General features: G+C 41.2%; 11 protein-coding genes. 5 read left to right on the top strand and 6 right to left on the bottom strand.

The genetic code is table 11. The annotated features are described in order from the left end of the window. Positions 1 to 31: 31 nt before the first annotated feature. From dsbD to GFH30_RS00505, 4 genes are all read right to left on the bottom strand, one after another. Positions 32 to 1,834, bottom strand: a complete 1,803-nt coding sequence (dsbD, locus tag GFH30_RS00520; RefSeq protein WP_153370149.1) for a protein-disulfide reductase DsbD — start codon at positions 1,832 to 1,834, stop codon at positions 32 to 34. Positions 1,835 to 1,859: 25 nt separating this feature from the next. Beyond that, positions 1,860 to 2,615: a transporter gene (locus GFH30_RS00515; protein WP_153370147.1), complete on the bottom strand. Its 756-nt coding sequence runs from the start codon at positions 2,613 to 2,615 to the stop codon at positions 1,860 to 1,862. 14 nt (positions 2,616 to 2,629) lie between these two features. Further along, positions 2,630 to 3,172, bottom strand: coding sequence for an ankyrin repeat domain-containing protein (locus tag GFH30_RS00510; RefSeq protein ID WP_153370145.1), 543 nt, complete (start codon positions 3,170 to 3,172; stop codon positions 2,630 to 2,632). A 128-nt stretch (positions 3,173 to 3,300) separates the two neighbouring features. Beyond that, positions 3,301 to 3,660, bottom strand: coding sequence for an HPF/RaiA family ribosome-associated protein (locus GFH30_RS00505; protein WP_153370143.1), 360 nt, complete (start codon positions 3,658 to 3,660; stop codon positions 3,301 to 3,303). A 542-nt stretch (positions 3,661 to 4,202) separates the two neighbouring features. On the opposite strand from GFH30_RS00505, the gene GFH30_RS00500 reads away from it, so the two are divergent. The 3 genes from GFH30_RS00500 (at position 4,203) to GFH30_RS00490 (ending at position 6,667) form a co-directional block, all read left to right on the top strand. After that, positions 4,203 to 4,925 (top strand): outer membrane protein OmpK, encoded by a 723-nt coding sequence (locus GFH30_RS00500; protein ID WP_153370141.1) that lies wholly within the window; start codon positions 4,203 to 4,205, stop codon positions 4,923 to 4,925. 243 nt (positions 4,926 to 5,168) lie between these two features. Next, a complete protein-coding gene (locus tag GFH30_RS00495; RefSeq protein ID WP_406565738.1) occupies positions 5,169 to 5,897 on the top strand; it encodes a hypothetical protein in 729 nt (242 codons plus the stop codon). A gap of 68 nt (positions 5,898 to 5,965) precedes the next feature. Continuing rightward, the gene (locus tag GFH30_RS00490; protein WP_067727799.1) at positions 5,966 to 6,667 is read left to right on the top strand and encodes a phospholipase D family protein; all 702 of its coding nucleotides are present in this window, start codon (positions 5,966 to 5,968) and stop codon (positions 6,665 to 6,667) included. A gap of 64 nt (positions 6,668 to 6,731) precedes the next feature. Here the strand turns inward: GFH30_RS00490 and GFH30_RS00485 are convergent, their stop codons facing one another. Both GFH30_RS00485 and GFH30_RS00480 read right to left on the bottom strand, forming a co-directional pair. After that, complete coding sequence (locus tag GFH30_RS00485) at positions 6,732 to 7,652, bottom strand: response regulator transcription factor (RefSeq protein ID WP_153370137.1); 921 nt, start codon at positions 7,650 to 7,652, stop codon at positions 6,732 to 6,734. Between the two features lie 10 nt (positions 7,653 to 7,662). After that, a complete protein-coding gene (locus GFH30_RS00480) occupies positions 7,663 to 11,118 on the bottom strand; it encodes a hybrid sensor histidine kinase/response regulator (protein ID WP_153370135.1) in 3,456 nt (1,151 codons plus the stop codon). Positions 11,119 to 11,326: 208 nt separating this feature from the next. Here GFH30_RS00480 and urtA point away from each other — a divergent pair, with 208 nt between their 5' ends. Beyond that, positions 11,327 to 12,565, top strand: a complete 1,239-nt coding sequence (gene urtA / locus GFH30_RS00475; protein ID WP_153370133.1) for an urea ABC transporter substrate-binding protein — start codon at positions 11,327 to 11,329, stop codon at positions 12,563 to 12,565. Positions 12,566 to 12,646: 81 nt separating this feature from the next. Then, positions 12,647 to 13,567 (top strand): urea ABC transporter permease subunit UrtB, encoded by a 921-nt coding sequence (gene urtB, locus GFH30_RS00470; protein WP_153370131.1) that lies wholly within the window; start codon positions 12,647 to 12,649, stop codon positions 13,565 to 13,567. The last annotated feature ends 7 nt before the right edge of the window (positions 13,568 to 13,574 follow it).

The following is a 13,574-nucleotide window of genomic DNA, read 5'->3' as shown; positions in this document are numbered from 1 at the left end:
TAGCAAGTTGATCTATTGCGGAATCTGCATTTTATGACACTTTAAAGCGGGCTAGTTGTGCGAGTAATTCGTTTTGACTAAAGGCACCCGTTAAACGTAAACCACGAATTTCTTTGTGTCTATCATCTAAAAACAAGTAAGTCGGTGGACCCAAAATATCCCATTGATTTAGCAAAGCTTGATGAGTTTGATCATATTGGCTCAAATCCAATTTAATCAAAAAGTAAGGCGCCAATGCGTGTTGTACGTTTGGATTTTTTAGAATGCCTTGTTCGATGGGCTGACATGCCACGCACCAATCCGCATAGACATCAATAATAATCCGCTGCCCCTTTGGCACACTTGCCAAGATACGCTCGAAATCAGCTGCGGTGGTCGCCACATGCCATTGGGCTTGAGTTGACTGCGCTGTGATAAAAAACCGCTGACTATGCTGATATTGACTATAGGCAATATAAGGAACAGCCGTGATTAAACAGAGAATATATAGCCAACGCAGACCGCTCTGCTTAAACAGTTGGCGCAATACATAAGCTACAAATACGATGCCGAGCACCAAGGATAGCCATTGCAAGGTTGCGGCTGAAATCAGTGGACGAACAAAATAAAGCGCTACCGCGAGCATAATAAATGCAAACAACACTTTAATTTGATTCATCCAATCGCCTGCTTTAGGCAAAATGCGTGAACCTAAAATACTGGCGAGTAACAGGGGTGTACCCATACCAAAGCCCAGTACAAATAACAGTAAAGCGCCCTGCCACTGACTTTGGGTTTGCGAGATAAACAGTAATGCCCCTGCAAGTGGCGCGGTCATACAAGGTCCAACCAAGAGCGCAGAGAGCATACCCATAATGCTTGCGCTGATCAAACTACCACCTTTTTGCATGGCTTGAGCGCGATCGAGACGATGCGTCAGTGCTTGCGGCAATTTGATTTCAAACAATCCAAATAAATTTAGGGCGAATAAGACAAACAGTGAACTAAAGGCAATTAAGGTACTCGGTTGTTGTAACCAGCGCTGAAAATTCAAGCCCGCTGATGACGCAATGAGACCTAAAATGGCATAGATCAATGCCATACTGCTCACAAATGTAAAGGCAATCAGTCCTGCATTCAGCCCTTTACGATCACGAACAATCAATGAGCTTAAAATCGGTAGCATCGGCAATGAACACGGTGTAAATGCCAGTAAAATACCTAAGCCAAAAAATAACAATATCCCATAGGCAAAAGACGAATCTGCCAAACGTGCTGACCATTTTTGGTCTTGTGCCGCATCATTTTCTACAGATGTATTCGCCACATCAGAAGCAGTCGCTGAATCTGCAAACGCAGTCGTCGTATTTACAGCATGATCATTTGAGGATGTCACTAAATCGCTAAAGCGTTTTTGGGATGTTGTCGGCTGCTCAAGCTGAACTAAGCCTGAAAGGTCGGTATTAAATTCAATGGTTTGAGGTGGATAGCAAATGCGATCTTTGGCACAGCCCTGCCACGTCACCTGATATTTTTGCCCAGCTTGTGTGGGAATATTCAGTTTTAGTTGCTGATAATAAACTTGGACTTGCCCATAGTTTTCATCATAGAGTTTTTCGGCAGGTGGTAAATCGAGCTTGAGCTGTTCAGCCCCTTGCTTAACCCCTATTTTATGCTGATATAAATAATACTGTTCAGGAATATCCCAACGCAGTTCAGCTTGCTGTTGACTGGTCGAGATGACTTGAATGGGAAGCGCTTGTTCAGCACTGAGTAACGCTGTTTCAGCATAACTCATGCTACTCAACATACCCAATGCTAGACTGACATAAGTCAGCTGTTTTCCCCAAGTCATCAAGACTAATCCTTCAAGTTATGCTTTAAAATAAGAATGAAACACCTAGACCCGCATTGTAGCTTCGTGCTGAACCTTCTAAGTCCACGCCCACACTCGCATCTAGTTGAGTACGCTCATTTAAGGCATACATCACACCTGTGCCTAAGCCATATTCATTGTCTTGACTTTCAGCTTTACGATACACCAACTCAGAAAAACCTGACCAATCACCCGCAATTTTATACTGCAACGTCGGTACAGCCGTGATTGCCCAATGGCTGTCTTGCCATTCGTAGAACATACTGATGGATGTATCCACATCATCATTGTATTGATACGCTACGGTTGAGCCGAGTGTATAAATATCGTTGCGATTAGAGAACTCGCTATTGCCTGTAGCAATGACAGCTTGTGCCAATACAGCAAGCGATAATTTGTCATCTTGTAAATCAATTGCTTTTTTCAGACCAATACTGACATCACCCAAACCATCTTGCTCAGATGATACGCCTGCAGTTTTGGTTTTAGACCATGCCGGACCATCCCAACCGAGTTGTAGCTCTAAGCTATCAGTTAAACCGGTACGCAATAACATGTCAGCATTTAAGGTTGTGGTGGTTTCATTACCAGATTTGACATAGCTTGCGGTCGGTAAAGACTGCTCCCATGCCAAACGTCCTACGGGCGTTGTTGATGTCCCAAAACCCGTACCCGGGCGATCAAATTCAAATTCGGCTGCAAAAATCTGGGCGCTGCTCGTTGCCAAAGCAATACATGCAAGTGTCTTAAGTGTTGTCATATTGTCTTACCTAATTAACTGATTTCTTTGGTCATTTTTGCGCCATGGTTACGCAAGAGTTCAAGTGTTTGTTTTTCTTCATCTAATGCTTCTGACCAATTAATTTCATCGAAATCACAGTCAAAGAATAAATCACTGATCGAAGATAAAATAGTTAAACCATCTTCATCTTTGCTATTGGGATCTACTTTTTCATCAAGCAAGCGTTGTACTGCAGGCGCACATGCTGCACTCGCTGCATCCCAAAGTGGACCATAAATTTCTTCTGCATCCCAAAGGTGTAAATTGACTTCTGCTGCAATTAACGCTTCCAAAATTTCAAGATGAACCGCTAAATTGGCTTGTTTTTGTTCAGCGCTAAGTGGTGTACCCGCTTCATAGGCTTCGCAAATCTCTTCCCACCATTTAAATAAGCCATCTGACCAAACTGAAATCACAGGACCTTTTTCAAAATCAATAAAATTTGGATTGAGTCCATCTGCTAAGAGTTGTTTGACTTGGGTTAAGTTTAATTCTTCGAGTGCTTGCACAAAAAGCTGTTGTTGCGCCGTTAACATGATGGAACTCACTTCAATTCGTTTTCGGCTATTATGCCGAATAAACAGGATTTTGTTTTCGCCTAAGCCAACTATATTTGTTTTTTATGTAAAAAAAGCCCCGCAGGGCTTTTATAAGAATCTATTCTTTATTGTTCAATGTCAGCTTCAGGCGCTAATTCGAGTGGCGTGGTGCGCACATTGTCTTTTTTCTCAATTGCATGCTCGATACTGCGTTTAAGGCGATCAATTGCACCGTGAATAGCAGTCGCAATATTATGACCGCGATGATTCACTACGACAGGTTTAATGCCTGCTGGACGTGCTTCAATCATGCAGCGAATATCTTCTGCGCCACCTTTGGGACCGTTTTCATCACTAAGATGAACTGAGAAATGGGTAATACGCTCACTGTGGCGTTGGAATTCTTGATTTAATTCGGCATTTACGTATGCAATTAGACGATCACTATTTTGAATATTTTTATCTGTACGAAGCTCAATGTTCATAAATTACCATCCTCAATCTTTGTAACTTTTTTGTGCAAAGTTTTTCACTTGGCACACTTATAGATTACTGTTTTATATCGCATTTCATTTATTCAAGTCGTTTTGGTCGTTACCCTCCACTTTGAATGATGAACACTTTTTTGAGTCTGCAGAACGGTGTCCTTATACTTCGAATATCGGCTGTATCTGAAAATTTTGCAAGCAGTATTTTTAGATTTTTAGCAAAAGCATAACGTGATGTGACAACTCCTTACTCAAGCCATAACTTGACCTTCAAACAATGCCCCACTTTGCCTTTTTATGTAAACCAATTCAGGTTTTTTAATCTAAAAAATAGGTCTGCATGGCAAGCACGCTTACTTTTAAGATATTTTGATGAATGAGATTTAGCTGTAACTTATGCTAAACACCAGTAAATCTGCTGATAAAACATACGACCATAAGCCATTTTTCGAATATTTTTCGTTCGATGGTCGAATCACACTTTATTTTTACTTATTAATCTGTATGCTTATTCTGCTTTCTTTGGGGGTAAGAATTTCATGAAAATTAAACAAATTGCGGCACTTTGTGCATTGGCTTCAACTGTTGCAGTGGCACAAGCTGCACCTGTATGGCAAGACTTTAGCTTAACTGCACTTTATGGCGAAAATTATGCATATCCAGGTGCTGGTGATGATGTTGAACAATCAACAATTACTGCTGAATATGCTGCTGGCTTAAAGTATGGCGATTTCTTCGCTTTCGCTGACCGTAGCAATACAGATGCAGGTAATGAGACTTACTTCGAAGTTTCACCACGTGTTAGCCTTGGTGCTGTTACAGGTCAAAAACTTGAACTTGGTCCAATCAAAGATGTATTGGTTGCAACCACTTGGGAAGGTGGCTCAAGCTTCAATAATTACTTATACGGTTTTGGTTTCTCTTTAGATATTCCATACACGAGCTATGCCAATATCAACTTCTACAAAGCTGAAAATGACCTGCAAAAAGATGATTATCAAATGACTATCACTTATGCGGTTCCATTTAAAATTGCTGGTGAAGAATTCTTAGCAGATGCTTTCCTAGATTGGTCAACTGCTGAAGGTCCTGATCATAAGAGCGAATTAAACTGGACGTCTCAATACAAATGGAATGTTGGTAAACACATTTCTCCTGAGACTAAGCTGTATGTCGGTATTGAGCATTCAGTTTGGAATAATAAATACGGCACAGACATTGATCAACATGATGTCAGCGCATTGGTTAAATATCATTTTTAATTGATATTTGCTCACAGGCAGAACTTCGGTTCTGCTTTTTTTATGTCAAAATTTTGATGAATATAGGTCATACCCTTCATTTCATCTTCATCTGAAATATTGAAAATACGAACAAACCTGTGATGCCGGCTAAGCTTTATGCTGCGCATAGAACGCCTGATCGGTCTAACAAAATAAGACAACGCATCGCTGTTCTTTGCTTTATTTATTTGCTATGAATAAAGCAATCGATAACGAATCATGATGATGAATAAAATAGTTTTAGCGAGTGCCTTATACCTTGCGCTTGCGACCGCGACACATGCCGAAATTAGCTTTGCACAAGAACTAAAACAAGGTTGTGCCAAAGTAAAAACTTATGCCTATCAGGGCAAAAAATTCTACGATCAAAAACAATATACAAAAGCAATTGAACAATTTAAACAGCAAGCTTCATGGAGTGGGTTTTGCCTGCTGAATGAAGATGAAAGTGGCATCCGGATGAAACAACGTGACGTTGAACTTGCCTTTAATAATGTCGGTTTAGGCTATGCCAAATTAGGCAAAGCACAATTGGCGCGGGCTTGGTACTTGGCATATCCTGAGTCGAGTATGAGTCAATTCAATTTAAAACAGTTGCCAACACCTCAAAATACCAAACAAATTACAGGTAAATATATACAACATGCAGGTTTTGGCGAATGGAATACCTTAACCATTCAACAAAGTAAAAATAACTACAGTATTCAATATGAAGGGCTATATATGGGTGCGCGTAGTCTCATTTATGGACCAAACATTGGCACTTTTGAGACATCAATGCCGCTTGGTCAAACGCGCAAAATCTATCGAGTGAATGATTGTAATATTGATATTTCTTTTGACTTTGATGCCAAGCTTGGGCGTCGTGCTTTACTAAAACAAAGTGGAGACATTTCAGGTTGTGGTTTTGGGCATAATGTTTCCGCCAATGGCATATTTTTTAAAGGTTGAGTGATGCCCCTTTTCCCTATATCTTATGCTTATAAAATAAACATAAGAGATAACATTCGAGGGGATCAATGGCTAAGTTCTTAAACACGAGCGCAACGAATTTCTTCTTAGAAGAACTCATCAAAAATGCCAAAGAGCGTTTAATTCTCATCAGTCCTTATTTACGTCTTAATGATCGTATTAAAGAACTTTTAGAAGACAAAGATCGTCTGAAGATTGACGTCCGTATTGTCTATGGTAAAAGTGACTTACATCCTGAAGAGATCAAATGGATTCAGAAACTGGACTATGTTCGTCTTAGTTTTTGTAAGAACTTACATGCCAAATGCTATCTCAATGAATCTGAATGTATTATTTCAAGCTTAAACCTTTATGAGTTTAGCCAAGTCAATAATAATGAAATGGGAATTTCTGTCCGCAAATATGAAGATGATGACGTCTTTAAAGATGCGTATGAAGAAGCGCAGCGAATTATTCGTATTAGTGAAGAAGTTCGAATCACGCTTGATGCTGTTAAACAGACAGCAACTACAGAAGAAACAGATAATGAAGATGAAAATAACTTCAGCAAATTAACCACATCAAAACTTGCTGCTAAACATAAACTCAAAACTGCTGATCTTCTCGAAAAACTGGTTGAGAAAGGTTTTCTAAAACTCAATGAAAATGGAAAGCACTTTTTAACAGACGAAGGAAAATTAAAAGGTGGTGAATATCGCCCAAGTCAATATGGGGGTTATTTTTTATGGAATGACACTACAGAGCTATAAATTTGTAAATATAATTTTTTCCAAACCATTAACCCTCTCCTTTGTAGAGAGGGTTAACAATTAATTAAGCAACCGCCTGATTCTGACAAGCCGACGTTACATGCAACACCGCAGCGGTACGCGTTTCCACAAACAGCTTCTCAAATACATGCTCTAAATGCTTATTCACTGTACGCGGACTGAGCTGCAAAATCTCAGCAATATCACGGTTGGTTTTACCCATCGTCACCCAATGCATGACCTCTGCTTCACGTGGGGTTAAGGTTGGACATGCTTGTGCAATCTCCTCTGCGCTTGGCATTTGGGTTTGTTCTTTCAGTTGAACCAGAACATGTTTAAAAACCCGATTGCCGTCCATGGGCGTCAGTAAATTGAGCTGTAACTGATGCTGTTGATGTCCATATTGACCATGGATGAAATGCGCTTGGTCTGGCTGTTTTAGTAAGTCTTGTAGCCATATATTTAAACTCTTTTGAAAATGTTCGAGATCAATTTCATGTCTTTTTAATAGCTCACTGACAACCGGCGTTTGCCAAATCATTTCTCCATTTAAGTTTAATGACACAATTGCACTCCCCGTTGCATCTAACATTTGTTTTTGTTGATGCATTAAACGCGCTTGTAAAAGATGCGTTTTGACGCGCGCTTGTACTTCATCAATGTTTAAAGGCTTGGTGACATAATCGACCCCGCCAACTTGAAAGCCTTTTAAGATGTGTTCAGTTTCCGTTAAGCCTGTCATGAAGATCACAGGAATATGCTCGGTCATCGGACTCGATTTAAGCTGCAAACAGGTTTCAAAGCCATCCATCTCAGGCATGCTGCCATCAAGCAAAATCATATCGGGTTGCGAGCGATGGGCAATTTCAATCGCACTAAAGCCATTGGTTGCGACTAAAACCTGATAGCCTGCCTGATCTAAACTTTCATGCAGTAAGCTTAAGTTTTCAGGAATATCATCAACAATCAAAATACTTTCTAACATGCTCATTCCCCTATTCCAATGCATTGTTTTGCTGCTGCAAACGCTGAATGGATGTCTTAAAATCAAACTGTTTTAAATCTTGTTCAATCTGAGCCCATAGTTCCTGATGCTGACTAAAATCTTGCATACATTGCGCCAATTGCTCTTTTGCACCGCGGATATAACCAATACTTAAATGCTGTTCCAATTGCTGCATCGCTTCTTTCAGTGTTAAGGGATTAGGCTTTTGTACGGGCTCAATCTGAATCGGATCGATAATGTCCTCAAAATTTGGCTGGATCGGCAAATAGATTTCAGGCACATGTTCATCTTCATGCTGATGAATCCAACTTAAGCCAAGTTTGTCGCCGACTTTATTGAGCAGCAGATTCAAATCAACAGGTTTTACCAAAAAATCTTCATTCAGCACATCGGTTTCAGGGTTTTGCATACGCTCGTTGGCATCGGCTGAAATGATAATAATGGGGACATTGGTGATTTTGTTTTTACGCAATAATTTTGCCGTTTCCCACCCCCCGAGCATCGGCATACTCAAATCCATTAATATTAAATCTGGCTGAAAAACAGGGACTTTGCGCAAACATTCCAAACCTGACTCCGCCTCTTCCAAAATAAAGCCTAAAGGTTGCAAGAAGTTGAGCACTAGACCACGATCCGTCAGTTCGTTATCAACGACTAAAATTTTACGGCGTTGACCGCTATAGCCAACCACGGTATTGGATGCGACATCTGCAATGGGGTGAATCAGAGATTTTGATGGTAAATACAGTTTGATTTTAAAGACTGAACCTTGTTTCAATTGGCTGTTCATCTTGAGTTCGCCACCCAAAATATCCACCAACAATTTCACAATCGGTAGTCCTAAACCTGTGCCTGCAAAGCTGCCTTGTATGACGTTATGACCACGTTCAAAAGGCTGAAAAATACGTTCGATATCATCTTCTGCAATGCCACACCCTGTATCCTGAATCTCAAAATAAGCCGTTTGAAAACGATACTCGACTTTAAAAGTGACCCGACCCGAAACGGTAAACTTCAGCGCATTGCCTAAAATATTAATCAGCACTTGTTCAAGGCGCTTTTTATCGGTACGTACATATTGTGGAATTTTATTGCTAATGAAGACCTGAAAATCGAGCTGCTTTTGCATGAATTGTGGTTCAAACATATGCACGATTTGATTCAGAAATTTTGGAAAATCAATATTGGAACTTTCTAAAGAAATTTTCCCCGTTTCAATTCGCGCTAGATCAAGCAATCCATCAATCAGCGAAGTCAGATGCTGACCACTTCGACTAATCACTCCTAGTGCAGCTTCTCCTTTGTCCGAGAGTTGTTCTTGTTTTTGTAAGAGTTGGCTATATCCCAAAATACTGTTCAACGGCGTTCGCAATTCATGACTAATGCCAATCACATAACGACTTTTAGCTTCATTGGCTTTTTCAGCTTGTATGCGCGCATCCTGTAATTGACGATCGGTAATTTTATGCGCTTCAATCTCATCCATCAGCAGCTGGGTTTGGGTATTACTTTCCTGCTGTGCCTGACGACGACTTTCATCATTGAGCACGAGCCACCATGCAGCGACGCAGAGTAATAAAAATAAAACCGCATAAATTTTAATGAATAGCGTGAGTAAGGCATCCTGCTGCTGAAAAGAATAGCCCGTACTTGAAAGCTCTTGCAAATAAATCAGACTCAAACTCACTGCCAAAACGATACCCAACACCAACAACAGCAAGATATACAGGCTTAAACGTGTATTGATATATTGCACCCAATATTTGGGTAAGAACCATGTCGCAAAAACTCGAAGTTGAGATGACCAACGCGCATGCGGCTTACATAAGTCATGACAACGCGCTTCTAAGGTGCAGCAGAGCGAACAAATATGACTGTTATAAGCAGGACAACTTGCCATATCCGCCACTTCATAATCATGCTCACAGACCACACAGGTTTGAGTTTCAACACAGGACAATGCAGGTTTTTCTTTGCGCGCAAGATAATATTTGCCTTTGGTCATGTAGGCGATAAACGGTACACAGAGCATGGAAGTGCCGAGTGCAATAAAGCCCGCCAATGATTGAGCAATCTCGCCAAAAATCCCCCAGTAGCAGAGCAAAGATAAACTTGATGCAATAAAGAGGCTTCCTACACCGACAGGATTAATATCATATAAATAAGCACGTCTAAATTCGATTCCTTTAGGACTTAAGCCCAAAGGCTTACAAATGATTAAGTCTGCAACAATCGCCCCCACCCAAGCCAAGGCAACATTACTATATAAACCTAAAACCCGTTCTACAGCATGAATGACGCCCAGCTCCATGAGCAGTAACGCGATAAAAACATTAAATACCAGCCATACCACGCGACCAGGATGGCTATGGGTTAACCGCGCAAAGAAGTTTGACCATGCGAGTGAACCTGCATAGGCATTGGTGACATTAATTTTAATTTGTGCAATACAGACAAAGAGTACCGTCAGAAATAAAGCAACTCCGGGATGAGCCACAACCTGTTGAAACGCGATCCAATATAAGTAGTTTGGATCAGTCAATTCGCTATTCGGCACAAAAAACTTGAGTGCCAATGCCATCAACAGCATACCCATAAAAATCTTAGCAAAGCCTGCCAAAATCCATGCAGGTCCACCTAAGAAGACGGCAAGGTTCCATTTATTTTTAATCTTTTTTTTATCAGGTAAAAAGCGTAAATAATCGGCCTGCTCACCAATTTGGGTAATCAAAGCAAATAGAACGGTACAAGATGCACCAAAAAATGCCAAATTAAAGGATGCAGTATTGGATTTTACGCCCTCTATAAGTGCAAGCTCATGTACCAAACTCGGATGCTTCACCAAAACAAAGCACCACGGTAATAATAATAAGAATAACCAAATGGGTTGCGTGAATGCTTGTACTTTATTGATGAAACCAATGCCCTTCACTACTAGTGGTAACACAATCAGTGAAGACACCAAGTAACCAATGCTTAACGGCAAGCCTAAACCCAGTTCCAATGCCAAAGCCATAATGGCGGCTTCAAAGGCAAAAAAGATAAAGGTAAAACTGGCATAGATGACCGATGTAATAGACGAACCAATGTAGCCAAAACCTGCACCACGGGTCAGTAAATCAATATCCACGTTATAGCGTGCGGCATAGTAAGCAATTGGCCAACTGGTCAGAAAAATAATCAGCGATACCACCAGTAATGCCCAAAATGCATTACTAAAACCATATTGCCAAAGCATGGTTGCGCCCAATGCTTCCATTGCAAGGAAACTGACCGCGGCAATGGCAGTATTGGTGACTGTCCACAGTGACCATTTGCGTACCGATTTTGGCGCATAGCGAAGTGCATAATCTTCAATACTTTCATCGACCACCCACGTATTGTATTTACGTCGGGTTGGAATCACGCGCTGCGGTGCTTGGCTCGAATGGGCATCTGGTTGCATGACAGTCAAACATTCATCAATATCTGCTCTTTAAAGCAAAAACCATGCCCAGCCTAACAGTATCTAAAAGCATGGCTATACAGAGGCATATACGTAAAGTGACGTATATGCGCATGATTTAACTCCCCTTAGGCTTAAGCCATACCAAACGCAGTTCAATTAAAAAGCGTATGCGCTCAATCAATTCAGATTCGACAGGGGAAAAAGCATGACTTTAAAAGCAAAAGTAAAAACCTCAGGGCTACTTGCAGGTGTACTTGCCGTTCCATTCTTACTTGCACCAATGCTGACAAACGCAAGTGTTCCTGCAACCGCTAAAGTGAATACCACCAAACTTAAAGTAGACGATAAATTCGTTTACGTCGGTCAGTTGCACTCAGCAACAGGCACCATGGCAATCTCTGAAACAGGTTCGATTCAAGCAGAACGTTTAGCCATTGAACAGATTAATAAACAAGGCGGTATCCTCGGTCGCCAGATCAAAATCATTCAAGAAGATGGTGCATCTGACTGGCCAACATTTGCAGAAAAGGCACGTAAGCTCTCTGAAAAAGACCGCGTGGCTGCCATCTTTGGTTGTTGGACATCTGCATCACGTAAAGCTGTATTGCCAATTATTGAGCGTAACAACTCATTGCTTTACTACCCAACCTTCTATGAGGGTTTAGAGCAATCTAAAAATGTCATCTATACAGGTCAGGAAGCGACTCAACAGGTACTTGAGGCACTGAACTGGTTATCTTCAGTGAAAAAAGCCAAGACTTTCTATTTGATTGGTTCTGACTATATTTGGCCACGTACCACAATGAAAATTGCACGTACGCACATCGAAAAAGTATTGAAAGGTAAAGTAGTCGGTGAAGAATACTATCCATTAGGTCATACGCAATTCGGTTCACTGATTAATAAAACCAAGTTAAAAAAACCTGATGCAATCTTCGCTGCTGTTGTGGGTGGTTCAAACGTATCCTTCTACAAACAAATGAAAGCAGCGGGTGTCACAGGTGACAAACAAACTCTGCTTACATTGTCTGTCACTGAAGATGAGTTGCTCGGTATTGGCGGCGAAAACATGAAGGGCTTCTACTCTTCAATGAAGTACTTCCAAAGCCTGAATAACCCGAATAACCAAGCGTTCGTAAAAGCGTTTAAAGCGAAATATGGTCCTAAAGCCGTGATCGGTGACGTAACGCAAGCGGCTTACTTAGGTCCATGGTTATGGAAAGCTGCGGTTGAAAAAGCAGGTAGCTTCGATGTCGCGAAAGTGACAGCGGCTTCTAAAGGTTTAGAGATGAAAACTGCGCCTGAAGGCTATGTGAAAATCGACCCGAACCATCACTTATGGAGCAAATCACGTATTGCCGAAGTACAAACCAACGGTCAGTTTAAAGTCGTTTACGAGTCTAAAGGTTTAATCAAACCAAACCCATTCCCTAAAGGTTACTAATTTAACAGCCACATGATCAGGGGAAAGCCATTCTCCTGATCTTTTTATTCCACACAATTTTAAAGCTTGGAGGATGATGCGATGGATATTTCATTTGCTGAATTCGGTGCAATTTTTGCCATGCAAGGCTTTAATGGTCTCTCTGTGTTCTGTGTGCTGTTATTGATGGCACTCGGCCTTGCAATTATCTTTGGGCAAATGGGTGTCATTAACATGGCACATGGTGAATTCCTGACCATTGGCGCCTATACCACTTTTTTCATTTCAACCTTAACTGAAAGTTTCTTCCCACAACTTTTACCCTATTACTTCCTGATTGCGATTATCGCCGCATTTCTTACCGCAGGCATTATTGGCTACATGGTCGAACGGCTGATGATTAGCCGGCTTTATCAACGACCACTTGATACCCTGCTTGCAACATGGGGCTTAAGTCTCATCATGCAACAGCTTTTCCGTTCTGTCTTTGGCCCTAAAGAAGTCAGCCCGACCCTGCCAGATTGGTTGATGGGTTCGTATCAACCCACAGAAACCATTGATATTCCAATTAATGGATTATTCTTGGTCGGTGTGACGTTAACTGTAACTGCTTTTGTTTATTTCCTGATTTACCGTTCACGTTGGGGTCTACAACTACGTGCAACCAACCAAAACCGCTTTATGAGTGGTGCTGTCGGCATCAACACCAAACGTGTAGATAGTCTGACTTTTGCACTAGGTTGTGGTCTTGCAGGGATCGCAGGCGCTGCATTTACCACGATTGGTTCTACAGGTCCAACCGCCGGTTCACTTTATATTGTCGATACCTTCCTTGTGGTGGTCTTTGGCGGTGCAGCGAGTTTACTGGGTACAATTGCCTCAGCATTTAGCATTGCGCAAGCACAATCGATTTTAGAATTCTTCTTGTCCGGTTCTGTGGCAAAAGTCATTACTTTGGCGACTGTGATCATCATCTTGATGCTGCGTCCTCAAGGTCTCTTCTCAATCAAAGTTCGTAAATAGGATTCAG

It is taken from the genome of Acinetobacter wanghuae, from assembly GCF_009557235.1.
GTDB lineage: Bacteria > Pseudomonadota > Gammaproteobacteria > Pseudomonadales > Moraxellaceae > Acinetobacter > Acinetobacter wanghuae.
Note: the sequence above shows the minus strand (reverse complement) of the source record. Positions and strands in the feature narration are given on the sequence as shown.